At 64.7% G+C, this 25503-nt stretch carries 21 protein-coding genes; 8 read left to right on the top strand and 13 right to left on the bottom strand.

Features of this window, described 5'->3' with window-relative positions:
* Positions 1 to 14: 14 nt before the first annotated feature.
* A complete protein-coding gene (locus ABIB99_RS36125) occupies positions 15 to 2057 on the bottom strand; it encodes an AsmA family protein (RefSeq protein WP_354180286.1) in 2043 nt (680 codons plus the stop codon).
* Positions 2058 to 2304: 247 nt separating this feature from the next.
* Here ABIB99_RS36125 and ABIB99_RS36120 point away from each other — a divergent pair, with 247 nt between their 5' ends.
* The gene (locus ABIB99_RS36120) at positions 2305 to 2979 is read left to right on the top strand and encodes a Crp/Fnr family transcriptional regulator (protein WP_028149299.1); all 675 of its coding nucleotides are present in this window, start codon (positions 2305 to 2307) and stop codon (positions 2977 to 2979) included.
* 141 nt (positions 2980 to 3120) lie between these two features.
* Here the strand turns inward: ABIB99_RS36120 and ABIB99_RS36115 are convergent, their stop codons facing one another.
* The 4 genes from ABIB99_RS36115 to ABIB99_RS36100 form a co-directional block, all read right to left on the bottom strand.
* On the bottom strand, positions 3121 to 6255 hold the full coding sequence (locus ABIB99_RS36115) for an efflux RND transporter permease subunit (RefSeq protein ID WP_063980494.1): 3135 nt from the start codon (positions 6253 to 6255) through the stop codon (positions 3121 to 3123).
* A complete protein-coding gene (locus ABIB99_RS36110) occupies positions 6255 to 7184 on the bottom strand; it encodes an efflux RND transporter periplasmic adaptor subunit (protein ID WP_071908567.1) in 930 nt (309 codons plus the stop codon). Before ABIB99_RS36110 ends, ABIB99_RS36115 begins: the two co-directional genes overlap by 1 nt.
* Positions 7185 to 7361: 177 nt before the next feature.
* Entirely contained in the window at positions 7362 to 8033 is a 672-nt protein-coding gene (locus ABIB99_RS36105; RefSeq protein ID WP_063980496.1) for an OmpA family protein, read from the bottom strand.
* A 146-nt stretch (positions 8034 to 8179) separates the two neighbouring features.
* On the bottom strand, positions 8180 to 9703 hold the full coding sequence (locus ABIB99_RS36100; protein WP_354113739.1) for a caspase family protein: 1524 nt from the start codon (positions 9701 to 9703) through the stop codon (positions 8180 to 8182).
* A gap of 367 nt (positions 9704 to 10070) precedes the next feature.
* Here ABIB99_RS36100 and ABIB99_RS36095 point away from each other — a divergent pair, with 367 nt between their 5' ends.
* Complete coding sequence (locus tag ABIB99_RS36095) at positions 10071 to 10877, top strand: N-acyl homoserine lactonase family protein (RefSeq protein ID WP_063980498.1); 807 nt, start codon at positions 10071 to 10073, stop codon at positions 10875 to 10877.
* A 19-nt stretch (positions 10878 to 10896) separates the two neighbouring features.
* On the opposite strand, the gene ABIB99_RS36090 is transcribed toward ABIB99_RS36095, so the two are convergent.
* Both ABIB99_RS36090 and ABIB99_RS36085 read right to left on the bottom strand, forming a co-directional pair.
* Positions 10897 to 11661, bottom strand: a complete 765-nt coding sequence (locus ABIB99_RS36090; RefSeq protein ID WP_354180281.1) for a class I SAM-dependent methyltransferase — start codon at positions 11659 to 11661, stop codon at positions 10897 to 10899.
* Positions 11662 to 11706: 45 nt separating this feature from the next.
* Positions 11707 to 12249 carry a MarR family winged helix-turn-helix transcriptional regulator gene (locus tag ABIB99_RS36085; RefSeq protein ID WP_354180279.1) on the bottom strand — a complete coding sequence of 181 codons (543 nt, stop codon included), beginning with the start codon at positions 12247 to 12249 and terminating at the stop codon, positions 11707 to 11709.
* Between the two features lie 110 nt (positions 12250 to 12359).
* Between ABIB99_RS36085 and ABIB99_RS36080 the strand changes: the two genes are divergently transcribed.
* The 5 genes from ABIB99_RS36080 to fahA all read left to right on the top strand — a co-directional run bounded on the left by ABIB99_RS36080 (position 12360) and on the right by fahA (position 18019).
* A complete protein-coding gene (locus ABIB99_RS36080; protein ID WP_354131685.1) occupies positions 12360 to 13967 on the top strand; it encodes an FAD-dependent oxidoreductase in 1608 nt (535 codons plus the stop codon).
* An 8-nt stretch (positions 13968 to 13975) separates the two neighbouring features.
* Positions 13976 to 14200: a DUF2783 domain-containing protein gene (locus tag ABIB99_RS36075; RefSeq protein ID WP_014490505.1), complete on the top strand. Its 225-nt coding sequence runs from the start codon at positions 13976 to 13978 to the stop codon at positions 14198 to 14200.
* Between the two features lie 23 nt (positions 14201 to 14223).
* The gene (locus ABIB99_RS36070; protein ID WP_085403648.1) at positions 14224 to 15180 is read left to right on the top strand and encodes an MBL fold metallo-hydrolase; all 957 of its coding nucleotides are present in this window, start codon (positions 14224 to 14226) and stop codon (positions 15178 to 15180) included.
* Between the two features lie 2 nt (positions 15181 to 15182).
* Positions 15183 to 16529 carry a homogentisate 1,2-dioxygenase gene (hmgA, locus tag ABIB99_RS36065; RefSeq protein ID WP_354180276.1) on the top strand — a complete coding sequence of 449 codons (1347 nt, stop codon included), beginning with the start codon at positions 15183 to 15185 and terminating at the stop codon, positions 16527 to 16529.
* 215 nt (positions 16530 to 16744) lie between these two features.
* Positions 16745 to 18019, top strand: a complete 1275-nt coding sequence (gene fahA / locus ABIB99_RS36060; RefSeq protein ID WP_354180274.1) for a fumarylacetoacetase — start codon at positions 16745 to 16747, stop codon at positions 18017 to 18019.
* Between the two features lie 114 nt (positions 18020 to 18133).
* Here the strand turns inward: fahA and ABIB99_RS36055 are convergent, their stop codons facing one another.
* Positions 18134 to 18445, bottom strand: a complete 312-nt coding sequence (locus ABIB99_RS36055; RefSeq protein ID WP_208084016.1) for a DUF1272 domain-containing protein — start codon at positions 18443 to 18445, stop codon at positions 18134 to 18136.
* Between the two features lie 73 nt (positions 18446 to 18518).
* Positions 18519 to 18998: an Lrp/AsnC family transcriptional regulator gene (locus tag ABIB99_RS36050; protein ID WP_038959069.1), complete on the bottom strand. Its 480-nt coding sequence runs from the start codon at positions 18996 to 18998 to the stop codon at positions 18519 to 18521.
* Positions 18999 to 19117: 119 nt separating this feature from the next.
* Between ABIB99_RS36050 and hppD the strand changes: the two genes are divergently transcribed.
* On the top strand, positions 19118 to 20236 hold the full coding sequence (gene hppD, locus ABIB99_RS36045) for a 4-hydroxyphenylpyruvate dioxygenase (RefSeq protein WP_208084017.1): 1119 nt from the start codon (positions 19118 to 19120) through the stop codon (positions 20234 to 20236).
* 125 nt (positions 20237 to 20361) lie between these two features.
* Here the strand turns inward: hppD and ABIB99_RS36040 are convergent, their stop codons facing one another.
* From ABIB99_RS36040 to ABIB99_RS36025, 4 genes are all read right to left on the bottom strand, one after another.
* Positions 20362 to 21468 carry a CaiB/BaiF CoA transferase family protein gene (locus tag ABIB99_RS36040; RefSeq protein ID WP_208084018.1) on the bottom strand — a complete coding sequence of 369 codons (1107 nt, stop codon included), beginning with the start codon at positions 21466 to 21468 and terminating at the stop codon, positions 20362 to 20364.
* Between the two features lie 231 nt (positions 21469 to 21699).
* Positions 21700 to 22500 (bottom strand): FAD binding domain-containing protein, encoded by an 801-nt coding sequence (locus ABIB99_RS36035; RefSeq protein ID WP_208084019.1) that lies wholly within the window; start codon positions 22498 to 22500, stop codon positions 21700 to 21702.
* 13 nt (positions 22501 to 22513) lie between these two features.
* Complete coding sequence (locus ABIB99_RS36030) at positions 22514 to 24856, bottom strand: xanthine dehydrogenase family protein molybdopterin-binding subunit (RefSeq protein WP_208084020.1); 2343 nt, start codon at positions 24854 to 24856, stop codon at positions 22514 to 22516.
* An 85-nt stretch (positions 24857 to 24941) separates the two neighbouring features.
* Positions 24942 to 25427 (bottom strand): (2Fe-2S)-binding protein, encoded by a 486-nt coding sequence (locus ABIB99_RS36025; protein WP_063980504.1) that lies wholly within the window; start codon positions 25425 to 25427, stop codon positions 24942 to 24944.
* Between the last annotated feature and the right edge of the window lie 76 nt (positions 25428 to 25503).

The following is a 25503-nucleotide window of genomic DNA, read 5'->3' as shown; positions in this document are numbered from 1 at the left end:
CGTTGGTCGGCCAATCATCGATTAAAGAGCTGTCGCAGCACGTCGTTCATCTGCTGGCTGTCCTGCTGCACCACCGCCGGGTCGTCCTGGGTCGGGGGCGCAGGAGAGGCCTGCGGAGCGGGGGTGGACGGTGTTGCCGGCAGGCCGCGGCTGCGGCCGGTGCCGGTGCTGGTCCCCGCGCCGCTGGAGAGCCCCTGCTGGATCAAATTGCCGATCGCCTCGCCCAGCGGGCCGCCGAGCGGGTTGTTCTGTCCCGGCTGCTGGGTTTGCGGATTGGCATTGCCGGCCGCGTTGCCGCCGCCCGGCGCTGCGGCGCCGCCCAATCCGAGGCTGCCCAGGAGATTGCCGAGCCCGGCGCCATCAGGGCCGAACAGGCCCTTGCCCATCTCGCGCAGCTTGGCATAGGCGGCATCCGGATTGTCCAGCATGCCGGCCATGTCAGGGTAGATCCGCGGCTGCGACCAGCTGCCCTGGATCATCACGGGGATGCCGAAGCCGACCGGCTCCGATGTGCGGCCCTGGCCTTCGGTGGTCATCACGAGCTTCGGCTCGACACGAAAACCCATCATCTTGGTGTCGAGGGCGATGGTGCCGGCGCCTGTTACGCGCACCAGCGGTCCGATCAGATTGAGATCGGTCGTCACCGCCTGACCCTTGTCGATGCGGAAGGACGCCGAGAGCTGCGACAGATCCGTGCTCTGGGCCTCACTGTCCTGCCAGCCGGACAGCGTGCCCGATGTCAGCGAGCGGATCATCTGCGCGATATTGATGCCGCGGATGGCGCCGTCCTGGAAATTGACGAAGGCCGTGCCCTGCATGTTTGCCATCAGCGCGCGCTGGCTGGCGCCGGCGCTGCGCAGCGCGAGCTTGGCCTGCAGCTTGCCGTCGATCCGGTCGAACTCGGCAAGGCCCTGGAGCAGCGGCAATGCGCGCACGCCGACGAGATCGGAATGCATGGCAAAGCTCGGCGCACCGCTTGTGGCATCCAGGATCACCTCGCCCGAGACCTGGCCGTCATAGGCGCCGAGATTGGCGGTGCCGGCCTTCAGCACGCCGCCGGCGAGCTTCGCATCGAGCGCCAGCGGCGCGAGGCGCGCATCGCCGATCACGGCCTCGTTCGCGGAGATCCTGATTTGTGCGTCGACATAATTGAGCCCGGACACGTCGATCGGTGCATTGCTCCAGGGCTGTCCCGACGTGCCCTCCGGCGATTTCGCCACCGGAATCGCGAGCCGCTGGAAGTCGAGATCGACCTTGACCAGGGGCTTGCTCGCAATATCGACCGAGGCCCAGCCGTTGAAGGCGCCGTCGCCGAGCCTGCCGTTCACGCCGTTGATCATCACGACATCGCCGCTCAGCCGCATCTCGGCATGACCGGTGAGCTGGGATTTCAGCACATCGGGCATGTCGATGGCGAAATCCACCGGAATGGTCGGCCGGTCGGCCGGCGGCGCCGGCGTCGACGCCTTGATGTCGAACTTGGTTGGGTGATCGCCGACCCGCGCGGTGCCGGCGATGTCGACCTTGCGGTCGCGGCCAACGACGGCGTCGGCGTTGATGGCGCTGATGCGGCCCTCGACACGATCGCGCACGCGCGCGAATGCGACTTCACCGTCGATGACCTTGACGCGGTCGATGGTCGCGCCAACGGTGTCAAGCGCCAGTGGTTTCGACGCGGTGCCGGCATTCGGCAGTCGCTCGCGCAGAAGTGGCTGGTGGAGCACGGGATGGGTGACGATGAGTTCGCTGATCTTCGGGTGGCCCGACCATACGCTCGAGAGCGACATGTCGGCCTGCACGCTGTCGACCGTCAGGCGCGTGATGCCGCTGCGGTCCTTCGGGTCCTGAAGCGTGAGATCGTTGAGCGTGACATTCAGCGTCGGCCACAGGCTGATCTTCGTGGTGCCGTCGATGGACAGGCGATAGCCGGTCGCGCTCTCGACCCGCGAGGCAATCGTCGTGGTCAGGAATCCCGAGGGAATCCCGACCACGAGGAGAAGCCCGATCACGATGATGACGGCGGCTATCGCCGCGCCGGCGAATTTCACTGCTCTCATGTCGACTTTCCAACGGCGGACAATCGGCGTCGAATCCCGCAGATGACCGTCCTATGCATCCGTCCTTTGCGCCTGAGTTTATCCCCGGACGGGAAGCGGCTCCAAGCACGTAAAAATAGTCAGGGGGTGCTGCAAAGTTATGTGACTTATGACACACTTCCCCGGCGCGGTATTACGCGATCCTGATTTGATGGTTCCAAGCGATTTGCCAGGGAAACTGGCTAAGGAAATTCACAAGGACATTGAAATGAGCAAGCAGGCCGAATTTGCGGTCATCCTGAAGATGAACGCGATGTTCGCCGATCTCGGCGCAGACGAGCTCCAGCGGCTGTCGAATCTCTGCCACACCCAGCATCTGGGGAACGGCGAGGTGCTGTTCCAGAAGGGCGATGCGGGGGACGCGCTGTTCGGCGTGCGCCGGGGCCAGGTCCGTATCGAGACCGGCGTCTCCGACGGCAGCCGTCTGACCCTGAACTTCATGGGGCCGGGCGACCTGTTCGGGGAAGTCGCGGTGCTGGACGGCCAGAGCCGCACTGCGGATGCGACCGCAGGCGAAGCCAGTGAACTGTTCGTGCTGCGGCGCGAAGATTTTCTCAGCTTCCTCGAACGCGAGCCGAAGGTCGCGATCAAGATCATCGCGCTGCTGTGCCAGCGCATCCGCTGGCAGAGCGAGCGCATGGAAGAATCCATGCTGCAACCGCTGCCGGTTCGCCTGGCGCGGCGGCTCTGCGCGCTCGCCGCCGATTTCGGCTCGGAGGTCCACATCTCGCAGGAGCAGCTCGGCATCTTCGTCGGCGCGGCCCGCGAGAGCGTCAACCGCCAGCTTCAGGCCTGGCGCAAGGAGGCGATCCTGGATCTCCAGCGCGGCCGCATCCTGCTGCGGAACATGACCAAGCTGACGGCGATCGCGCGGAACGAGTAGGGGATCGGCTAAACCGCTTCGTCGTTCGGACGGCGCGACCGGTGCGCTTGAACGCTTCGTAGCGGAGACGATCTCCTGCGACGTCGGGTTCGCTGACGCCGCTCGCTGAACCAGCTTGAGCTGTCGACGTCCGTATCACGGCTACTCCGCCGCGGGGTGTACCATGCCCTTTTTATCCGGCGCCGTGCCGTGATGATCGGCGGTGTCGGCATCCTCGCTGTGCACGATCAGGCGCTTTGCGAATCGCCAGATCAGGGCGCCGAGATCGTCCATCACCATGAACATCGCGGGCACGAACACCAGCGACAGGATGGTCGAGAAGATCAGGCCGCCGATCACCGCGAGCGCCATCGGCGAGCGGAACTCGCCGCCGGCGCCGACCGCGAGCGCGCTCGGCGTCATGCCCGCGGCCATCGCGATCGTGGTCATCACGATCGGGCGCGCGCGCTTCATGCCGGCGTCGATCATCGCTTCCTCGCGCGGCTTGCCGGCGCGGATCGCCTCGATGGCGAATTCCACCAGCATGATCGCGTTCTTGGTGACGATACCCATCAGCATCAGGATGCCGATCCAGACCGGCGTGGTGAGCTGCTTACCGGTGATGAGCAGTGCGGCGATGGCGCCGCCGATCGAGAGCGGCAGCGAGAACAGGATGGTGATCGGCTGCAGGAAGGTGCCGAACAGCAGCACCAGCACGGCGTAGACCATCATCAGGCCCGCGGTGATTGCAGTGGCGAAGCCGTCGGACAGCTCGTTCAGGCTTTCGGCGTCGCCGGAGGGCGAGACCTTCACGCCCTTCGGCCGGCTCTTCATCACCGGCAGGTCGTAGATCTTCTTGGTCGCGTCGCCGAGCGCGGCGGAGCCGACGAGGTCGGCGGCGACGGTTGCCTGCCGCTCACGATCGTAGCGGTTGATGCTGGTCGGACCCTGGTCGAGCTTGACGTCGGCGATGACCGAGAGCGGCACGCCGCCCTTCTCGCCGCGCTCGCCGAGCGGCACGCGCAGCTGTTCGAGCGTCCTCAGATTACCGCGCGCGGCGTCCTCGAGCTGAACGCGGATCGGCACCAGGCGGTCGCCGACGTCGAACTTGGCGAGCGCGGGCCCGACATCGCCGATGGTGGCGACGCGGATGGTCTGCGACAGGCTTTCCGTGGAGACGCCGAGGCGCGCGGCGAGATCTGCGCGCGGCTCGATGCGCAGCTCGGGCCGCTCGAGCGTGGTTTCCGAGATCACGTTGGAGATCGTCGGAATCCGCTTCATCTGCGTCGCGAGCTCGCTGGCGACGTTGTTGACGATGTTGGCGTCGACGCCGGTCACGACCAGCGAGATGGCGCGCAGGCCGTTCTCGTCGAGGAACCAGAAGCGGATGTCGGGAACGTTCTCCAGCTCCTGGCTGATCGAGAATTCGAGCTCGCGCTGGGTGATGTCGCGGCTGTCCTTGGGCGTGTAGTTGATGATCAGAGAGGCGCGCCGGACTTCCTGGGTGCCCGGCGGGACGCGCCCGCCATCGACGAAGATGCTCTTCACCTCCGGCCGCTTGCGCAGGCGTGCGACGATGTCCTCGGTGACCTTCTCGGTGTAGGCAAGCTGGGTGCCCGGCGGCAGCTCGAGCGCCAGCAGCGAGCGCGCGCTGTCCTGCGCCGGCAGGAAGCCCTGCGGCAGCAGCGTGATGCTCCAGATTGAGGCGGCGAACACCCCGAAGCCGATCAGCACGGTGATGAAATGGTGCTTCACCGACCAGGCCACGATCCTGTGATAGGCCCGCAGCACGCGGCCGGGCGGCGGCTCTTCGTGCGCATGGTGCTTGAGGAAGTAGGCGGCCAGCACCGGCGTGACGAAGCGCGCCGCGAGCAGCGAGAAGAACACTTGCACCGAGACGGTGATGCCGAACTGCTTGAAGAACTGTCCGGCGATGCCCGACATGAAGCTCGCTGGCGCGAAGATCGCAATGATCGTCAGCGAGATCGCGATCACCGCGAGGCCGATTTCGTCGGCGGCCTCGAGCGCGGCACGGTAGGGCGATTTGCCCATGTTCATGTGCCGGACGATGTTCTCGATCTCGACGATGGCGTCGTCGACGAGAATACCTGTCGACAGCGTGATGGCGAGGAAGCTGACGAGGTTCAGCGAGAAGCCGAGAAGGTCCATCGCCCAGAACGCCGGGAAGATCGACAGCGGGAGCGAGATCGCGGCAATGATGGTGGCGCGCAAGTCCCGCAGGAACAGGAGCACGATGATGACGGCAAGGATGGCGCCTTCGAACAGGGTCGAGATCGCCGCGTGGTAATTGCCGTTGGTATATTCGACCGAGGTGTCGATCACCTTCAGGTCGACGTCGGGATAGGCGGCCTTCAGCGCGTCGATGCGCTTCTGCACGGCCTCGGCCACTTTCACATCGCTGGCGCCCTTGGATCGCTTGATGCCGAGCGCGACCACCGGCTCGCCGTTGAAGCGGGCGAAGGTGCGGCGGTCGGCGATGGTGTCGGTGACGGTGCCGAGATCGTCGAGCCGGACCTCACCGCCGCCGAACAGCGGGATCATGGTGCCGGCGAGATCGCCCAGTGTCTTCGCGCCCGCAAGCGTGCGGATCGCCTGGTCGTTCTTGCCGATCTCGGCGCGGCCGCCGGCGACGTCGACATTGGTGCCGCGCAGGCTTTGGCTGACATTGACCGCGGTCAGCCCCATCGCCTGCATCCGGTCCGGATCGAGCGAGACCAGGATCTCGCGCTCGACACCGCCGATGCGCTCGACCTGGGCGACGCCGCGCACGCCCTGCAGCGCGCGCTTGACCACGTCGTCAACGAAATAGGAGAGCTGCTCCGGCGTCTTGCCGGGCGAGATCGCGGCATAGGTGACGATCGGCAGGCCGATGACGTCGACGCGCTGGATCAGCGGCTCGGTGACGTTCTGCGGCAGGTTCGATCGTACCCGCGTCACCGCGTCCTTGACGTCGTTGAGCGCGCGGTCGGTGTTGGTTTCCAGCGCGAACTGGATGGTGGTCACTGACACGCCGTCGGTGATCGAGGAGGTGATGTGCCTGACACCCTCGACGCCGGAGACGGCGTCTTCAACCGTCTTGGTGACCTGGGATTCGAGTTCTGCGGGTGCGGCGCCGAACTGCGACACCACGACCGAGATCACGGGAATGTCGGCCGAAGGCAGCCGCGTCACGGCGAGCTTGGTGAAGGACACCCAGCCGAGGACCAGGAGGATGATCGAGAAGACGACCGACGGCAGCGGATTGCGGATCGACCAAGCCGAGATATTGAGAGCCATCAGCGTACCCGCGTGCGATCGAGTTCATCGGCGAACATGGTCTTGATCTGGTCGCCGTCATGGAGCGAAGACCCGGCGTCGGCCACGACGATTTCGCCGACCTCGAGGCCTTCCAGGATTTCCGTCGCGCTGTCGGACGACAGCCCGACCCGTACCTTGCGCGTCTCGACAATATTGTTTTTGACGACCTGAATGGTGAGATGGTCGATCGCGGTCTTGGGGATCGAGACGCCGCAGCTTCGCTTGGCGTCGATCGAGGCGCGGGCAAACACGCCGACCTTGAGCGATGGATTGTTGGTGACGCTGATGCGGACGCGGCCGAGCTGCGTGGTGCGGTCGATTTCGGGCGCGACCAGCCGGACCCGGCCGATCAAGTCGGGCGCGTCATCGCGGCTGATGCGCACGGTCGCGCCGGGATTGAGCTTGGGCATGTGCACCGCCGGGACCTGGGCGTCGAGCTCGATCTCGTTGTTGACGGCGATGCGGAACATCGGGCCGGCCTGCGGCGAGGCGGGCGCGCCGACGATGGTGCGCACTTCGGTGACGAGGCCTGGCGCGGGCGCCTTCAGCGAGATCGGGCCTTGCGGGCCGGGTCTTTGCGGCTGGCCGGGGATCTGCGGCGGCGCCGTCAGGCGCGCCAGCTCCTGATTGTCGGTGACCATGGCGCCTTCGGTGACAAAGAGGTCGGTGACCCTGGAGCCTTCCTGGTCGGCGACGACCACGGCCTCGCGGCGCGGCACGAAGAAGCCGGTCACCCGCACGAGGTCGGAGAAGCAGGCGTTGGTCGACTTCGTCACGATGACGAGCGCCTCGCTCGGCGTTTCCTTCGCCTCGGGGCGATGCCGATGCTCGAACAGATAATAGCCGACGCCGAGCGCAACGACGAACACCACGGTTCCGGCAGGCTTGAGATATTCGGAGGCGTTCATCGCCGGATTGTCCTGGCCTGGCTCACGGCCATCCGCACGAGGCCTGCTGAGAGCGTTTCCCTGAAATAAAGCGGCGTCCCACAAGGCTGCGGGACGCGCTTTTGAAGCAAGACTTTACACCACATCACGACTTGGCACTTCAAAGGATTTGGCACTTCAAAGGATTACGTCGTGCTCTCACTTCGATGCGGTGGTCTTGTTTTCCATGTTGACGACCTGGACGCGACGATTGACCTCCGCCATCGGCTGGGCCGGGTCCTTCAGCTTGCTCTTGCCGTAGCCGACGGTGACGAGATCGGTCGCGGAGATGCTGTACTTGTCGACGAGGTAGCGCTTGATCGAATCCGCGCGGCGCTCCGACAGGTCCTGATTATAGCCCTCGCCGCCGGCGGCGTCGGTGTGGCCGGCCACCACGAAGGTCGAGCCCTTCAGGTCGGGGCTGGTCAGCGCGCGACCGAGCGCCTGTACCGAGGCGAGCGACTTGGCGCTGATATTGGCCGAGTTGTAGTCGAACGTGATTTCAAGATCGATGTTCGGCTTGTCCTTGGCCACTGAGGCGATTTCTTCGCGCTCGGTCGACGAAAGTGAGCGCGTCGAGCGGCCGCGCACGGACTGGATCAGCTTGGTTTCCGTCGCACTGGGTGCGGGATCGGCCTGCGGGGCGATCGAGAGGCCGCGGGTCAACGGCTTCTTCGGCGGCGGCGCCAGTGCGCGGACGATCTCGTCCTCGGTGACGTTCTTGCTGTTGCCGTCGTCGCCCGCGAATGCGAGCGGGGTCGTCAGCGACAGAGCGACGCCGACCGTGATGATGGACAGCATCGCGCTAAATCCCTTTGCAGCCAATCTCATTGCCAGTCCCTCCTGCGCAGCTGACCGCGCGGTTCCAAAATTCCTGCAATGGCCCCCCCGGGAAAGGCCGCCTGCGGCATCCGTCCGTTAGTCTTCCCTGAGCCGCCGAGGGTTCGAGGCGTCTGCCGCCTCAACTCAAAAAAATACTAGCGTACTCCGTAGCTTGCGAACTCCTGAACAATGTTCGGGTCCATCGCCTTGGCATTGGCGATGTCGAGCGCGCCTTCCTGCGCCGAGCCGTTGCGCTGCTTGGCAATCCCGCGGCCAAAGAGCGAGGAGGTCAGGCGCGGGTTGATCTTCAGGGCTGCGTCGAAATCGGCGATGGCGTTCTTGACCGCTCCCGATTTCAGATTGACGAGCCCCCGGCTGTCCAGCGCATCGACGAAATTCGGCCGCAGCCGCAGCGCCTCGTTGCAATCCTTCAGCGCGCCCTGGAGGTCGCCGACCACGGTGCGGGTCCAGCAGCGGTTGTTCAGCGCCTCGACGTCCTTCGCGTTGATCCGAAGCGTCTCGTCGAAATCCTTGATGGCCAAATTGTAGGCGCCCTTGCTGGCATAGACCTGACCGCGCCGGTACAGCGCATTCACGTCATCAGGATTGGCGGCGATCTTGGCCGTCAGGCCCTTGATGGTCGGATCCTCCGCCAGCGCGGCCGCGCTCGGCCCGCTATCCATGCTCGGTGCGGGGGTGGTCTCGGCTGGTTTCACCGGCGGTGGCGCCGGCGGCAAGGCGGCCTCGACCTGCGGTTTCGGTGAGGGCGCCGGCGCCGGTGCAGGAGCAGGTGCTGGAGCAGGTGCCGCTGCCGTGTCCGCCGGCTTCGGCGGCGGAGGCGGTGCGGGCGGAGCCGGCGGCGGATTGTTGGCGACGACCGGCGGCGGCGATGGCGGCGGTGCCGTCATCGACGGGCGCGATCCGCCGGCGCCTGGAATGAACGAAAAATCCTCGGCGAGGGAAGAGGAGATCCACGGCACCTGTTCGCCGCGCGAGGCGCGGGTGACGCCCATCTTGGTGCGGTTCAGCGTCTCCTCGGCCATCAGGTCGGGGACGCGGATCTCCTTCAGGAGCTCCTGGACGAACAGGCTGTGATCGCCGCCCGCGTCCGAGACCACCGAGGCCAGTGCCGCCGAGTACATCACCAGCGTGCCGTTCGGCGCGATGACCGGCGTCAGGCCGGCCGAGAAGCTGCGGAACCGGCGCTCGAAGGGATTGCGCCTGGAGGCGTCGACCAGCGCGATCTTGACGCCCGCGCCACGGGTATTGAGCTCGCCGAGCACGGTCTCCAGGCTGAAACCGTCGCGGCGGACGTCGGATTCGGTCCAGATCTGCGCGTCGATCGGCAGCATGTAGCTCTGGCGCGCCGACTGGATGCCGAAACCGCTGAAGAAGATCAGCGCCACCGAGCCCGGCTTGATCTTGCCATAGAGCTTGTCGAACGCGCGGCGCATGCCGTCGCCGGTCAGGTTCTCGCCGATTTCAACGGAAAAGCCGTCGCGCTTGAGCTCGTCGGCGACGTCGCGCGCGTCGTTGAGCGGTTCCTTCAGCGGGGCGTCCGCGTCTGGATATTTGGCGTTGCCAATGACCAACGCATAACGGTCGCCGGCGGCCAGGGATGGCGCAACCGGGACGAGCGAAACGAGCAAGGGCAGAAGAAAAAGGAAGCGAATTTTCATAATCAGCGCGGTCCAGCCAAAAAGGCGCCGTTACCAGCTTGCGCCGCGGCGACCTTAACTTACGCAATGTGCATTATCAAACCGCGGAAGGGGGGCGTCAACCGCTTGGAGATTCGGCATTATCGCGACAATTGACCGCGATGCATGGGCGCGCCGGGAGGGGAATAAACGGACTGTCACGGTTGTGCTCGGCGCCATCTGGTTCGACTCTGCGGCAGGATGCTGGAGCGGCCGCGACAAAGAAGATGTGAGGGGTCTCACATAGCAGGCTGGACGCTGTCGCAGCCCTCCGGTGTTTGACCTTTGCTGCGGACAATGGCTTGGTGCGCTCGATCGTCCCCGAAGGTCCAACTCAGAAAAGAAAACCATGGGAAACGCCTACGAAATCTACGCCCTGCGTTATGCGACGATGTCGCCACGCACCCCCAACATGAACTTCCTTCAGCCCGACCCGCATGACAGCGCGGCGCAGGATCTCGACTATTTCGTCTGGCTGATCCGAGGGCAGGGCCGCGAGATCCTGGTGGACACCGGTTTCAACGCCGAGGAGGCGAGCGCGCGGGCGCGCAAGCTGACGCTCAATCCGGTCGATGCGCTGGAGCGCTTTGGCGTCGCGGCGTCGAGCGTTCGCGACATTATCGTGACGCATCTGCATTACGACCACGCCGGCAATCTCGATCGCTTCTCGAACGCGCGCTTCCATCTCCAGGAGCGCGAGATGGCTTACGCGACGGGACGCTGCATGTGCAACGGACTGCTGCGACATCCGTTCTCGGTCGAGCACGTCACGCAGATGGTGCGCCATGTCTATGGCGAGCGCGTCAATTTCTATTCCGGCGACGGCGAGATCGCGCCCGGCGTCACCGTGCACCGTGTCGGCGGCCATTCCGACGGCTTGCAGGTGGTCAAGGTCGAGACCGCGCGCGGGCCGGTGGTGCTGGCGTCCGATGCCGCGCATTACTACGCCAATCTGCAGCGCAAGAGCCCGTTCCCCATCGTCTACAATATCGGTGACATGGCGCAGGGCTGGGAGACGATCGAACGCCTCGCCGGACATCCTGACAGGTTCATTCCCGGCCATGATCCGATCGTGACGGAGATCTATCCGCGTGCCAGCGACAAGGTCGATGCCTGGGCGCTGCATTTGCCGCCGTCGCGGTCGTTTGCGAAATGACGGAATCCGGGGCGTGGCGTCAGCGAGTGCCGGCAGGATCCGCACAAGCAACGATATCGCGGGGAGATTTTCGAGCCGCTGCCTCCGGCGGAGAGAATACCGCCAGGTATCCTCCGTCCCCTGCGAGCTTATATGTGGCGACCTCGCGATAGCCGACGGCGGTCAATTCGCAGCGCAAGAGCTCAATTGGCGTGCCATGCTTCGACGTCGGAAGCTCAAGATCGACAATTCCGACCCGCGCATCCTGCTTTAGAGCGGCCGCGAGATTGTAGAGGAAGGCATAGGGTTGGGCTATCTCGTGATACATGTGCACGAGGATTGCAGCATCCAGCGAGGAAGCGGGAAGACGCGGGTCGTGTGGTTCGCCGAGGGCGAATTGCACATTCGTCAACTTCAGACGTTCTGTTCGCCTGGCGAGCTCGATGAGGTAATCCCGCGTGACGTCCTGGGCAACGACAGAGCCGGCGGGGCCGACGAGGTGCGAGAGCCTGACCGTGTGGTAGCCGCTGCCTGCTCCAATGTCGCCCACTGTCATATCTGGTTTCAGTTCAAGAGCACGCGCGATTTGACCGGCCTCATTGAGGGCGTCTCGGCGCTCTTCGGCGGCGCGGCGCGGGCTGACGATCCGTGCAACAGGGCGCTGTGGTGAGGGGAACTCGTTTGCAGCGACTCCGGGGGAAGCCAGATAACCTATGTCAGCGGCGTATGCGCGAGTTGCGGCAAACGCCGCAAGTAGCGCCGTTATATAAGCCAGTGCCGTCACGGACCTGCCAAGCTTTCTCAATCGACCTCCCAAAAGCCGACGTCTGCACCTCTATGAGTACGCGCCCTAATACGCCTCTTTCGCGTCCGCCTCTTCGCTGGTCTGGATCAGGTCGAGGCTCTGTTCGATCTTGGCGAGCAGGGCCGAGAGCTGCTTGCGCTCCTGCGCGGAGAGGCAGGCGAGGATCTCGTCTTCCCGCCGCAGCAATTGCGGGAACAGCTCTTCGTACAGCGCGCGACCCTTCTTCGTCAGTTGCAGGCGGAATTCGCGGCGGTCGGCTTCGTTCTCGACCCGCTCGATCAGCCCCTGGTGCAGCAGCGCGGTCACGGCGCGGCTGATGGTGGATTTGTGCGTGCGGGTGCATTGCGAGATGTACTGCGCGCTACAGGCATCGTTACGGAAGCCGAGCGTGGCGATCACGCGCCAGGCCGGAATGTCGAGGCCGTGACGCTCCTGATATTCGACCGCAAGCGCGGAACTCACTTCCGCTGCAAGCCGGTTGAGGCGGAACGGCACGAATTTGAACAAATCGAGCCGCGCATTCGGCCGCAATGAAGCCTCGTCGGCCTCACGTGCCTTCAGCGCCGCATCGCTGGATGTCCTCGCCAAGGCTTGCGCTCCGAATTCCAGTTGACGGCCGGCCGGCTCCGGTCCAAAATAGTTGCACGTGAGACTATCTAGCAGATCAGTCCTCTCTTGACCAGAGCCGAGGTTAGCGAATGGCGCAGGCCAATACGCAGCAGGCCAAAGCCCAGTTCGGCTATCGCCGCCACCCCGACCAGGACCGTCCCGGCCAGAGTGCGGCCGAGCATCCCGTGGTGGTCGTCGGCGCGGGGCCGGTGGGGCTGTCGCTCGCGATCGACCTTGCCCAGCGCGGCCAGCGCGTCGTCCTTCTGGATGATGCCGACCGGATCGGCGAAGGCTCGCGCGCGATCTGCTTCTCGAAACGCTCGCTGGAATATTGGGACCGGCTCGGCGTCGGCGACCGCATGGTCGAGAAGGGCGTGGTGTGGAGCGTCGGCCGCATCTTCCATGGCGAGTCGCAGCTTTACCAGTTCAACCTGTTGCCCGAGGACGGTCACAAGCGGCCGGCCTTCATCAATCTCCAGCAATATTACGCCGAGGCCTATCTGGTCGATCGCATCAGCGATCTCTCTGAGATCGATCTGCGCTGGCGCAACAAGGTGACGGCGCTTGAACAGCGCAACGATTCCGTCGCGCTGACGATCGAGACCCCGGAGGGCGCCTATCGCCTGCACGCGCAATATGTCGTCGCCTGCGACGGCGCGCGCTCGTCGCTGCGGCAGATGGTCGGCGCCGAGTTCGCGGGACAGGTGTTCGAGGATCAGTTTTTGATCGCCGACGTCAAGATGACCGCGGAGTTCCCGACCGAGCGCTGGTTCTGGTTCGATCCGCCGTTTCATGCCGGGCGCTCTGCGCTGCTGCACCGGCAGCCCGACGATGTCTGGCGCATCGACCTCCAGCTCAATCGCTATGCCGATCCCGTCGTCGAGAAGAAGCCGGAGAACGTGCGGCCGCGGATCGCGCGCATGCTCGGTCACGACAAGTTCGAGTTCGAGTGGATCTCGCTCTACAAATTCCAGTGCCGGAGGATGGATCGCTTCCTCCACGGCCGGGTGATTTTTGCGGGCGATTCCGCGCATCAGGTCTCGCCCTTCGGTGCGCGCGGTGCCAATTCCGGGCTAGAGGACGCGGAGAATCTGTCCTGGAAGCTCGACCGCGTGCTGCGTGGCACCTCGCCCGCGGGCCTGCTCGAGAGCTACCATGTCGAGCGGAGTCTCGCGGCCGACGAGAACATCCGCGAATCGACCCGCTCGACCGATTTCATGGCGCCGAACTCGCATCAGGAAGCGCGGCTGCGCAAGGCGGTGCTGTCGCTGGCCAAGGAGACCGAGTTCGGCAAGCGCATGGTCAATGGCGGGCGGCTCTCGGTGCCGTGCAGCTACGACTCGCCGCTGTCATCGCCCGATGCGGAGGCGTGGCGCGGCGGACCGTTGCCCGGCGCTTCCATGCTCGACGCGCCCGTTGGCGAGCAGGCCTATCTGACGGACGCATTTCGCCGGGGTGGAACTGACTTCACCTTGCTGTCGTTCAGCAATGGCGCGGCGCCCGATGGCGTCAAGGATATCCGCATCGGTGGCGAGGGCGGGCTTGCCGATCCCTCGGGCCTTGTCGCAAAGCGCTATGACGCCGCGCCTGATACAGCCTATCTGCTCAGGCCCGACGGCTACGTTGCGGCCCGCTTCCGCCATCCGACGCGTGCGGCGATCGCGGCCGCGTTGTCGCGGGCCCAAGGCTTGAATTGAGGATTCGCATGCCGCTTTCAACCAGCTCCAACTTCGCGCGGCCCGACGATGCCTTTCGCGCCATCGTCGAGGCGCACCGCGGCTTCACCGACGAGCAGAGCGCCGATTTCGACGCGGCACTGGTCCTGATCCTCGCCAACCATATCGGCGACATCGACGTGTTGCGGGAAGCGATCGTGCTCGCGAAGCGGCGCATGACCGACGGCCAGCAGCAACAACAGCAACAACAATAACCCAAAGGCCTGAGGACGAATTGATGGCGAAGAACTTCGCATCCACCGGCGATCTCTCCGAAAAGAAGATCACCTTCTCCGAGATCGGCACCGATCTCTATGCCTTCACCGCGGAGGGCGATCCGAACACCGCGATCATCGTCGGTGACGACGGCTGCCTGGTGTTCGACGCGCAGTCGACGCCGGCGATGGCCAACAAGGTGATCGAGCGCGTCCGCACCGTCACCGACAAGCCGATCAAATATGTCGTGCTGTCGCACTACCACGCCGTGCGCGTGCTGGGCGCCTCCGCCTACAAGGCGCAGGGCATCGTGGCCTCGCAGGAAACCTATCGTCTGATCGAGGAGCGCGGCCAGCAGGATTGGGATTCCGAATATGGCCGCTTCCCGCGGCTGTTCCAGGATGCCGCGAGCATTCCCGGCCTGACCTGGCCGACGCTGACCTTCGAAGGCGAGATGTCGATCTATCTGGGCAAGCGCGAGGTGCGGCTGATGCAGTTAGGGGCCGGCCACACCTCCGGCGACATCGTCGCGTGGGTGCCGGATGCCGAAGTGATGTTCTCCGGCGACCTCATCGAATATCACTCGGCCTGCTATTGCGGTGACGCGCATTTGCGCGAATGGCCGCTGACGCTGAACGAGATCCGCAACTTCAATCCCAAGGCGATCGCGCCGGGCCGCGGCGATGCGCTGAAGGGCACGGCCACGGTGCGCGAAGCGATCGCGATGACGCGCGACTTCGTCACCTCGCTCTATGGCGCGGCCGAGGTCTCCGTCGCCAAAGGGCGCACGCTGAAGGAATCGATGGCGGCGACGCGCGAAGTGATGGACCCGAAGTTCCACAGCTTCGCCATCTACGAGCACTGCCTGCCGTTCAACGTGTCGCGCGCCTATGACGAGGCGTCGGGGATCGACGACCCCGTGATCTGGACCGACAAGCGCGACCAGGAAATGTGGGCCGCCCTGCAAGGAGGAGGATAGTCATGAACGTCAACACCTCGCCTGATCAGATCATCCGCAGTTCGGCGCAGGTCACGCCGGGCTACATGTCCGGCTTCGGCAACAGCTTCGAGACCGAGGCGCTGCCGGGCGCGCTGCCGATCGGGCGCAACTCGCCGCAACGCTGTGCCTACGGGCTCTACGCCGAGCAGCTTTCCGGCTCGCCATTCACCGCGCCGCGCGGCACCAATGAGCGCTCCTGGCTCTATCGCATCCGCCCCTCGGTGAAGCATTCCGGCCGGTTCGAGAAGGCCGATGCCGGCCTGTGGCGCTCGGCGCCCTGCCACGAAAACGATCTGCCGATCGCGCAGCTGCGCTGGGACCCGGCACCGATCCCGAAGGAGGACATGACCTTCCTTCAGGGCGTGCAGACCATGACGACCGCCGGCGACGTCAACACGCAGGCCGGCATGGCGGCGCATGTCTACCTCATCACCAAATCGATGGTGGACCAGCACTTCTACGATGCCGACGGCGAGCTCATGTTCGTGCTCCAGCAGGGCAATCTGCGCGTCGTCACCGAGTTTGGCCGTATCGACGCCGAGCCCGGCGAGATCGTGGTGATCCCGCGCGGCGTCAAATTCCGCGTCGAGATTCCGAACGGTCCCGCGCGCGGTTATCTCTGCGAAAATTACGGCGGCGCCTTTACGCTGCCGGAGCGCGGGCCGATCGGCGCCAATTGCCTCGCCAACGCGCGCGACTTCCTCACCCCGGTCGCGCATTACGAGGACAAGGACACGCCGACCGAGCTTTACGTGAAATGGGGCGGATCGCTGTTCAAGACCACGTTGCCGCATTCGCCGATCGACGTCGTGGCCTGGCACGGCAATTACGCGCCCTACAAATATGATCTGCGCACCTTCTCTCCGGTAGGCGCGATCGGCTTCGATCATCCCGATCCCTCGATCTTCACGGTGCTGACCTCGCCGTCGGAGACCGCGGGCACCGCGAACATCGACTTCGTGATCTTCCCCGAGCGCTGGATGGTGGCCGACAACACCTTCCGCCCGCCCTGGTATCACATGAACATCATGAGCGAGTTCATGGGCCTGATCTACGGCGTCTACGACGCCAAGCCGCAGGGTTTTGTCCCGGGCGGCATCTCGCTCCACAATTGCATGCTGCCGCACGGTCCCGACCGCGATGCCTTCGAGCACGCCAGCAACGGCGAGCTGAAACCGGTCAAGCTGACCGGCACCATGGCCTTCATGTTCGAGACCCGCTACCCGCAGCGCGTGACAGCGCATGCCGCGAAGTCGTCGACGCTGCAGGACAACTACGCGGATTGCTGGACGGGCCTGGAGAAGCGGTTCGATCCGAACAAACCGTGACGGTCTTCCCCTCTCCCCTTGTGGGAGAGGGTGGCATAGGCGGCCTCTGGCCGCCGTCTCTTAAGAACGCGGCTTTGGCGTAGCGGCGAGACGGGTGAGGGGGCTGTCTCCGCGAGCGAACCTCTCTCATTTGGACTCGCGGATAGAACCCCTCATCCGGCGCTTCGCGCCACCTTCTCCCACAAGGGGAGAAGGAAAAAAGGACCGAGCGAAAAGTGACAAAGCACCCCAACGACCCCAGCCTCCGCTCCTTCATCGACGTCGATCCTGCCTCCGACTTCCCGATCCAGAACCTGCCCTATGGCGTGTTCTCGACCGCGGCGAATCCCACGCCGCGCGTTGGTGTCGCGATCGGCACTTATGTGCTCGATCTCTGGGAGCTGGAGCAGGACTCGCGGCTCGACGTCGGCCCGCTCGGCGTGTTCTCCGGCCCCTCGCTCAATCCGTTCATGGCGCTCGGACCAAAAGTCTGGACGAAGACACGCGCGCGGATCAGCGAGCTGCTGCGTCACGATCATCCGGAGCTGCGCGACAACGAGGAGCTGCGCAAGCAGGCCCTGGTGCCGATGCGCGATGCGAAATTGCATCTGCCGTTCGCGGTTTCCGGCTACACCGATTTCTATTCGTCGAAGGAGCACGCCACCAATGTCGGCGTGATGTTTCGCGGCAAGGACAACGCGCTGCAGCCGAACTGGCTGCACATGCCGATCGCCTATAACGGCCGCGCCTCGACCGTCGTGGTCTCGGGAACGAAGGTGAAGCGGCCGCGCGGGCAGCTGAAGCCGCCGAATGTCGAGGTGCCGAGCTTCGGGCCGTGCAAACGGCTCGATTTCGAGCTGGAGATGGGCGTCGTGGTCGGCCAGCCGTCCGCCATGGGCGGCATGCTTGGGGAGCAACAGGCCGAGGAGATGATCTTCGGTTTCGTGCTGCTCAACGACTGGAGCGCGCGCGACATTCAGCAATGGGAATATGTGCCGCTCGGGCCGTTCCTGGCAAAGGCGTTCGCGACCTCGATCAGCCCGTGGGTGGTGACGCGCGAGGCGCTGGAGCCGTTCCGCCTCAAGGGGCCGGAGCAGGAGCCGGTGCCGCTGGATTATCTCAAGCAGGCGAAGCCGCAGAACTATGATCTCCAGCTCGACGTCTCCTTGCGCGCGGCCGGCGCCAATGCGCCCGCCGGCATCAGCCGCACCAATTTCAAGTACATGTACTGGTCCTCGGTGCAGCAGCTCATGCACCACGCCTCCAGCGGCTGCGCGATGAATGTTGGCGATCTCCTCGGCAGCGGCACCATCTCCGGCCCGGAGAAGAACCAGCGCGGCAGCCTATTGGAGATCAGCTGGAACGGCACCGAGCCGGTGGAATTGCCCGGCGGCATCAAGCGGTCGTTTTTGGAAGACGGCGACAGCCTCGTCATGCGCGGCTGGTGCCAGGGCAGTGGCTACCGGGTCGGGTTCGGGGAGGTCGAGGGGACGATTTTGGCGGCGGAGTAGCCGCGCGTTCCGGTGTCGTAGGGTGGGCAAAGCGAAGCGTGCCCACCATGCCGATCACAGTTGCGGCGACATGGTGGGCACGGCGCTAAGGCGCCTTTGCCCACCCTACGAGACCTACCGCCTCTCCGGCGGCACATCCCGCACCCGCGCGCAATGCGCCGCGACATCCTCCGGGCTGTACTTCAAATGCACCCGCTTGTCGGACGGCACGTGTTTGGTGACGCACACGCCCGGCCGCCATTCCTGCGTCGGCCTGATCGGGCGCGGCGCAAAGCCGCCGCCGCAATTCGGGCAGACGTTGGAGAGTTTCGTCTCCACGCAATCCGCACAGAACGTGCATTCATAGGAGCAGATCCGCGCGTCCGTTGCATCAGGCGGCAGGTCGCGGTCGCAATATTCGCAGTTCGGTCGAAGCTGGAGGGCCATGGCAGAATCTCCGCAGATTGGCTTGATCATCGCAGACGGCGCGTGAAGCGCGAATGCCGTAGTTCCCTCGATTTCAGCCAGCCTTCAAATCCTTCAGCGGCAGCCGCGAGCTTTCCTTGAGCCTGTCGAGCACGATCGAGGAGCGCACATGCGCCACGCTCTGGTGCGGCATCAGCACGTCGTTGACGAGATTGGAGAGACCCTTGAGATCGCGCAGCACGGCTTTGAGCACGTAATCGGCGTCGCCCGTCAGCGAATAAGCTTCCTGGATCTCGTCGATGCGGTTGACCAAGGCGCGGAAGCGTTTCGAATTGTCCGGCGAGTGGGTCGCGAGCCCCACCTGGATAAAGGCGATCACACCGAAGCCCAGCGCTTCGCTGGAGAGATCGGCGTGATAGCCCGAGATCACCTTCTCCTCCTCCAGCCGCATCCGCCGCCGCGAGCATTGCGAGGCCGAGAGACCCGCGAGATCGGCGAGCTCCTGGTTGGTGAGGCGGCCGTCGTCCTGGAGCGCGCCCAGGATCTTGAGGTCGAAGGCGTCTACGGAGATCATGCGTCATTTATCCATTTCATGCACGGATCGTGCATATGATAGCCAAAACGCGTCTCGTTTGCACGCTCATTGCACGCCCGGTGAAGGATAGTTCATGGCAGCAGCAATTGGAGAGCACAATGGGTCCGTTTCCGCACGATGCACCGCCGGCCACCGTCACCGCCGACAATCCGATGGGCACCGACGGGTTCGAGTTCGTCGAATATGCGCATCCCAATCCGGAAGAGCTGCACGCGTTGTTCAAGCTGATGGGTTATGCGCCCGTCGCCCGCCACAAGAGCAAGAAGATCACGGTCTACCGCCAGGGCGACATCAACTATCTCGTCAACGAGGAGCCCGGCACCCACGGCTTCGACTTCGTCGCCGCGCACGGCCCCTGCGCGCCGTCGATGGCGTTTCGCGTGGTCGATGCGAAGGCGGCCTATGACCGTGCGATCGCGCTCGGCGCCGAACCTGCCGATGTGTCGTCGGTGCAGAAGACGCTTGATGTGCCCGCGATCAAGGGCATCGGCGGCAGCCTGCTCTATTTCGTCGATTGCTACGGCGCCAAGGGCTCGGCTTACGATGCCGAGTTCGAGTGGTTGGGGGCACGCGATCCCAAGCCGGTCGGTGCCGGCCTGTTCTATCTCGATCACCTCACCCACAACGTCCATCGCGGCCGCATGGATGTGTGGACGGGCTTCTACCAAAAGCTGTTCAACTTCCGCCAGATCCGCTTCTTCGACATCGAGGGTCGCGCCTCCGGCCTGTTCTCGCGCGCGCTGACGAGCCCGGACGGCAAGATCCGGATTCCGATCAACGAGGACGCCGGCGAGTCCGGCCAGATCGAGGAATATCTGAATATCTATCGCGGCGAAGGCATCCAGCACATCGCCTGCGGCTGCCGCGATATCCACGCCGCCATCGAAGGCCTGCGCGAAGCCGGCCTGCCCTTCATGCCGTCGCCGCCCGACACCTATTTCGAGAAGATCGACGCGCGCCTGCCGAAGCACGGCGAGGATGTCGCGCGGCTCCAGACCAACGGCATCCTGATCGACGGTGAGGGCGTGGTCGATGGCGGTCAGACCAAGGTGCTGCTGCAGATCTTCTCCGCCAACGCGATCGGCCCGATCTTCTTCGAGTTCATCCAGCGCAAGGGTGACGATGGTTTCGGCGAGGGCAATTTCAAGGCCCTGTTCGAATCGATCGAGGAGGACCAGATCCGGCGCGGCGTGTTGAAGGTGGATAACGCGGCGTAGGTCAGGCTGCCGTGGGGTGGGCAAAGCGTAAGCGTGCCTACCACTTCTATCAGAATTGCGGAGCGGTGGTGGGCGCGGCGCTTCGCGCCTTTGCCCACCCTACGCGATCTTTGCCGAGGCTAGATCTACCTCTTCCACGCAGCCATCACCGCACCAATCTCCGCGCCCTCCGGCTCCCGCACCGCCGACGGCGTGCGTGAGAACCGCGGCGCGGGCGCGGGCTGCTTCACGCCGTGGCGCTCGAGGAAGACGTTGCGGGCGACCATGTGCGGATGCTCGGTCGCTTCCGACATGGTGAGCACCGGCGCGAAGCAGATGTCGGTGCCTTCCATCATCTTGCACCAGTCCTCGCGCGTCTTGCTCTTGAACACGGCCTTCAGCTTTTCTTTCAGCGCGGGCCAGGCCTTGGGGTTCATCTGCGCGTCGAAGTCGGCATCGGTCAGGCCCGCGTGCTCGCGCAGCAGCGCGTAGAACTGCGGTTCGATCGAGCCGATCGAGACGAAGTGCCCGCAGGCACATTCATAGACGCCGTAGAAATGTGCGCCGCCGTCGAGGAAGTTCTGGTTGCGCCCCTCGCTCCAGCGGCCGATCGTCTTCATGTCGAAGAAGAACGACATCAGCGATGCCGCGCCGTCGCACATCGCGGCGTCCACGACTTGGCCCTTGCCGGACCTTTGCGCTTCGAGGAGGGCGGCGAGCACGCCGACGACGAGATAGAGTGCACCGCCGCCGAAATCGCCGACCAGGTTGAGCGGCGGCACCGGGGCTTCCTTGGTGCCGATCGCGGCCAGCGCGCCGGTGATCGAGATGTAATTGATGTCATGGCCGGCGGCGTTGGCCAGCGGGCCTTCCTGGCCCCAGCCGGTCATGCGGCCGTAGACGAGTTTTGGATTGCGCGCGAGCACGACGTCGGGGCCGAGCCCAAGCCGCTCCATCACGCCGGGACGAAAGCCCTCGACCAGCGCGTCGGCGCTGGCAAGCAGGTCGAGCACCTCCGCGATCGCCGCCTTGTCCTTGAGGTCGAGCTCGATCACCTTGCGGCCGCGGCCCGCGACCGACTTCATACTCTTCTTCGCACCGACGCGATCGAGCGTGACGACATCGGCGCCCATGTCGGCGAGCATCATGCAGGCGAATGGGCCGGGTCCGATGCCGGCGAATTCGACGACACGGAAGCCCGAGAGCGGGCCGGAGGTGCGGACGGAGGAGGTGGGCGCTGGTTTATCGAGCACGCTGTTGTTTCCTCGGGTCACCGGCGAATGCCGGTGGTCCGGCAATCGCCTTAGACGTTCCTCTTTGGGGACGAGTTAATTGGCTGATTAACTTTTCTCGCCTTCATGTCCGCGTGGCAAGCGGTTTTCATGCATGGGCGCATAATAAAAGCGGCGCGCATTGCTGCGCGCCGCGGAAGATTTGTGTTGAGGCGCTAAGGCGCGACGCGCTGTCGCGCTTTATCGACTCGATCAGCCCGCGGCGGCCACCGCGCGCTGCGCCATCACCTTGACGAGGTTGGCGCGGTATTCCGCCGTGCCGTGGATATCGGCCAGCAATCCGCTCGCCGGAATGCTGACGTTGTCGAGCGCCGACGGCGACCAGTTCGCCTTCAGCGCGGCTTCGATCGCGGGCACCCGCATCACGCCGCTCTGCGAGGCGCCGGTGGCGGCAACACGGATCTCGCCCGACTTCGTCTGCGCGACGAACACGGCGGTCAGCGCGAAGCGTGAGGCCGGATGCCGCATCTTTTCGTAGCCCGCCTTCGCCGGCACCGGGAACGACACCGCAGTGATGACCTCGCCGTCTTCCAGCGCCGTCGTGAACAGGCCCTGGAAGAAGTCCTCGGCCGAGATCGACCGCTTGTTGGTCTTTACGGTGGCACCGAGCGCCAGCAGTGCGGCCGGATAGTCCGCAGCGGGATCGTTGTTGGCGATCGAGCCGCCGATCGTGCCGCGATAACGCACGGCGGGATCGCCGAGCACCGAGGTGAGATAGGCGATCGCGGGGATCGCCTTCTTCACATCGGCATTCTGCATGATGTCGAAATAGGTCGTGCCGGCCTTGATGGTCAGCACGTCGCCCGAGAGCTCGACACCGATTAGCTCCTTGATCTTGCCGAGGTCGATCACGTCGGACGGGCTGGCGAGCCGCTGCTTCATGACCGGCAGCAACGTCTGGCCGCCGGCGAGGAATTTCGCCTCACTGCTCTTGCCGAACAGGGCGACGGCCTCGTCGACCGAGGAGGGGCGATGATAAGTGGTCTGGTACATCTTGTTGCTCCTCTCAGGCCGCGTGGATCGTGCGCCACACCCGGTCCGGGGTTGCGGGCATTTCCAGATTGTTCTTGCCGATCGCATCCGTGATCGCGTTGATCACGGCCGCAGAGGCGCCGATCGCGCCGGCCTCACCGCAGCCCTTGATGCCCAGGGGATTGCCCGGGCACAGCGTCGTGGTGTGGGAGAGGTTGAACGAGGGCAGGTCGTCGGCGCGCGGCATGGAGTAATCCATGAACGATGCCGTGACCGGCTGGCCGTTGGCATCGTAGATGGCGTGCTCGAGCAGCGCCTGCCCGATGCCCTGGGCGAGGCCGCCATGGACCTGTCCCTCGACGATCATCGGGTTGATCAGCCGGCCGAAATCGTCGGCCGCGACGAAGTTGACGAAAGAGGTCTTTCCGGTGCCGGGATCGACCTCAAGCTCGCAGATATAGGCGCCGGCCGGGAAGGTGAAGTTGGTCGGATCGTAGAAGGCGCTTTCCTTCAGGCCCGGCTCCATCCCGTCAGGCAGATTGTGCGCGGTGTAGGCCGCGAGCGCGACCATCGGGAAGGCGATCGCCTTGTCGGTACCGGCCACCTTGAACTCGCCGTTCTCGATGACGATGTCGCCCTCGGACGCTTCGAGCGCATGCGCTGCGATCTTCTTGGCCTTGGACTCCATCTTCTCCATGGCCTTCAGGATCGCGGTGAGACCGACGGCCGCGGAGCGCGAGCCGTAGGTGCCCATGCCGAACTGCACCTTGTCGGTGTCGCCATGGACGATCGAGACCTGGCTGATGGGAACGCCCAGGCGCTCCGCGACGAGCTGGCAGAACGTGGTCTCGTGACCCTGGCCGTGGCTGTGCGAGCCCGTCAGGATCTCGATGGTGCCGACCGGGTTGACCCGCACTTCGGCGGATTCCCATAAGCCGACGCCGGCGCCGAGGCTGCCGACCGCCTTCGAGGGCGCGATGCCGCAGGCCTCGATGTAGCAGGACACGCCGATGCCGCGCAGCTTGCCGTCCGCCTTCGCCTTGGCCTTGCGGGCTGCGAAGCCGGCATAGTCGATCGCCTTCATCGCGGCGTCGAGCGAGGCGTTAAAGTCGCCGGTGTCGTAGGCCATGATCACGGGCGTCTGGTGCGGGAACTGGGTGATGAAGTTGCTCCGGCGCAGTGCGGCCGGATCGACCTTGAGCTGCCGCGCCGCCGTCTCCATCAACCGTTCGATCAAATAGCTCGCCTCGGGACGGCCCGCGCCGCGATAGGCGTCGACCGGCGTCGTGTTGGTGTAGACTCCGACCACCTCGGCATGGATCGCCGGGATGTTGTACTGGCCCGACAGCAGCGTCGCGTAGAGATAGGTCGGGACCGACGAGGAGAACAGCGACATGTAGGCGCCGAAATTGGCGTAGGTCTTCACCTTCAAGCCGGTGATCTTGTTGTTGGCGTCGAACGCCATCTCGGCATGGGTGACGTGGTCGCGGCCATGCGCATCGGTGAGGAAGGCCTCGGTGCGGTCGCCGGTCCATTTTACCGGGCGGCCGACCTTCTTCGAGGCCCACAGCGCCACCATCTCCTCGGGATAGATGAAGATTTTTGAGCCGAAGCCGCCGCCGACGTCGGGGGCGATCACGCGCAGCTTGTGCTCGGGGGCGATGTTGTAGAACGCCGACAGCACCAGGCGGGCGACGTGCGGGTTCTGCGACGTCGTATAGAGAGTGAAGTGCTCTTCCGCCGCGTCATAGTCGGCGATCGCCGCGCGCGGCTCCATCGCGTTCGGGGCGAGGCGGTTGTTGGTGACGTCGAGCTTGACGACATTGGCCGCCTTGGCGAAGGCGGCATCCGTCGCGCCCTCGTCGCCGATCACCCAGTCATAGACCTGGTTGCCGGGGGCTTCGGGGTGAAGCTGCGGCGCGCCGGCCTTGATCGCAGCGTGGACGTCGGCGACTGCCGGCAGTTCCTCGTACTCCACGACCACGGCTTCGGCGGCGTCGCGCGCCAGGTTCTTGCTGTCGGCGATCACGACTGCGACGGCCTGACCGACGAAGCGCACGGTTTCCGGCGCCATCGCCGGCCATGCGCCCATCTTCATCGGGCTGCCGTCCTTGGAGGTGATGGCCCAGCCGCAGATCAGGTTGCCGACCTTGTCGTCGACGATCTCCTGTCCGGTGAGCACGGCGACCACGCCCGGCATGTTGAGCGCGGCGGATGAATCGATCTTCTTCACCTTGGCATGCGCATGCGGGCTTCTGATGAAATGGGCATGGGTCATGCCCTGCAATTTGATGTCGTCGACGTAACGGCCTTTGCCGGTAATGAAACGCTTGTCTTCCTTGCGCACGACGCGCGCGCCGATGCCTTCAACACCCATGTCTGGTCCTCCCGACCGGAAGTTTCTTTGACTGCGCTTTCCCTCGAAAGCGGCAGCGGTGGTTCTTTATTCGAGGCGCGCCGATTTACTCGGCCGCCTGCGAGACCTTCATGCGCCCGGCTGCGTCCAGCACGGCCTTGACGATGTTGTGGTAGCCGGTGCAGCGGCAGATATTGCCTTCGAGCTCTTGGCGCACGGTGGGCTCGTCGAGCTGGCCGCCATGGCGGTGCACGATGTCGATCGCCGACATGATCATGCCCGGCGTGCAATAGCCGCATTGCAGGCCGTGATTGTCGCGGAAGGCGGCCTGCATCGGATGCAGCTCATCGCCCTTGGCGATGCCTTCGATGGTGGTGACGCTGGCGCCGTCGGCCTGGCCCGCCAGCATGGTGCAGGATTTCACCGCCTTGCCGTCCACGTGTACGACGCAGGCGCCGCACTGGCTGGTGTCGCAGCCGACATGGGTCCCGGTGAGGTTGAGGTGATCGCGCAGGAGCTGGACCAGCAGCGTGCGGTCCTCGACGTCGACGGCAACGGCCTTGCCGTTCACCGTCAGTTTGACTGTAGACACGGAACATACCTCCCCGGATTGATTTTGATTGTTTCTAATTAGAGACCGCCGCCCCCGGACATTGCAACTAGGATTT

This window comes from Bradyrhizobium sp. LA6.1 (assembly GCF_040547805.1).
Lineage (GTDB): Bacteria > Pseudomonadota > Alphaproteobacteria > Rhizobiales > Xanthobacteraceae > Bradyrhizobium > Bradyrhizobium barranii.
The sequence above is the reverse complement of the archived record's forward strand: the minus strand, read 5'-3'. Positions and strand labels throughout refer to the sequence as shown.

Coding starts and splice junctions, on each gene's coding strand:
- ABIB99_RS36125 (WP_354180286.1), bottom strand. CDS start 2,057: ATGAGAGCAGTGAAATTCGCCGGCGCGGCGATAGCCGCCGTCATCATC.
- ABIB99_RS36120 (WP_028149299.1), top strand. CDS start 2,305: ATGAGCAAGCAGGCCGAATTTGCGGTCATCCTGAAGATGAACGCGATG.
- ABIB99_RS36115 (WP_063980494.1), bottom strand. CDS start 6,255: ATGGCTCTCAATATCTCGGCTTGGTCGATCCGCAATCCGCTGCCGTCG.
- ABIB99_RS36110 (WP_071908567.1), bottom strand. CDS start 7,184: ATGAACGCCTCCGAATATCTCAAGCCTGCCGGAACCGTGGTGTTCGTC.
- ABIB99_RS36105 (WP_063980496.1), bottom strand. CDS start 8,033: ATGAGATTGGCTGCAAAGGGATTTAGCGCGATGCTGTCCATCATCACG.
- ABIB99_RS36100 (WP_354113739.1), bottom strand. CDS start 9,703: ATGAAAATTCGCTTCCTTTTTCTTCTGCCCTTGCTCGTTTCGCTCGTC.
- ABIB99_RS36095 (WP_063980498.1), top strand. CDS start 10,071: ATGGGAAACGCCTACGAAATCTACGCCCTGCGTTATGCGACGATGTCG.
- ABIB99_RS36080 (WP_354131685.1), top strand. CDS start 12,360: ATGGCGCAGGCCAATACGCAGCAGGCCAAAGCCCAGTTCGGCTATCGC.
- ABIB99_RS36075 (WP_014490505.1), top strand. CDS start 13,976: ATGCCGCTTTCAACCAGCTCCAACTTCGCGCGGCCCGACGATGCCTTT.
- ABIB99_RS36070 (WP_085403648.1), top strand. CDS start 14,224: ATGGCGAAGAACTTCGCATCCACCGGCGATCTCTCCGAAAAGAAGATC.
- hmgA (WP_354180276.1), top strand. CDS start 15,183: ATGAACGTCAACACCTCGCCTGATCAGATCATCCGCAGTTCGGCGCAG.
- ABIB99_RS36055 (WP_208084016.1), bottom strand. CDS start 18,445: ATGGCCCTCCAGCTTCGACCGAACTGCGAATATTGCGACCGCGACCTG.
- ABIB99_RS36050 (WP_038959069.1), bottom strand. CDS start 18,998: ATGATCTCCGTAGACGCCTTCGACCTCAAGATCCTGGGCGCGCTCCAG.
- hppD (WP_208084017.1), top strand. CDS start 19,118: ATGGGTCCGTTTCCGCACGATGCACCGCCGGCCACCGTCACCGCCGAC.
- ABIB99_RS36035 (WP_208084019.1), bottom strand. CDS start 22,500: ATGTACCAGACCACTTATCATCGCCCCTCCTCGGTCGACGAGGCCGTC.
- ABIB99_RS36030 (WP_208084020.1), bottom strand. CDS start 24,856: ATGGGTGTTGAAGGCATCGGCGCGCGCGTCGTGCGCAAGGAAGACAAG.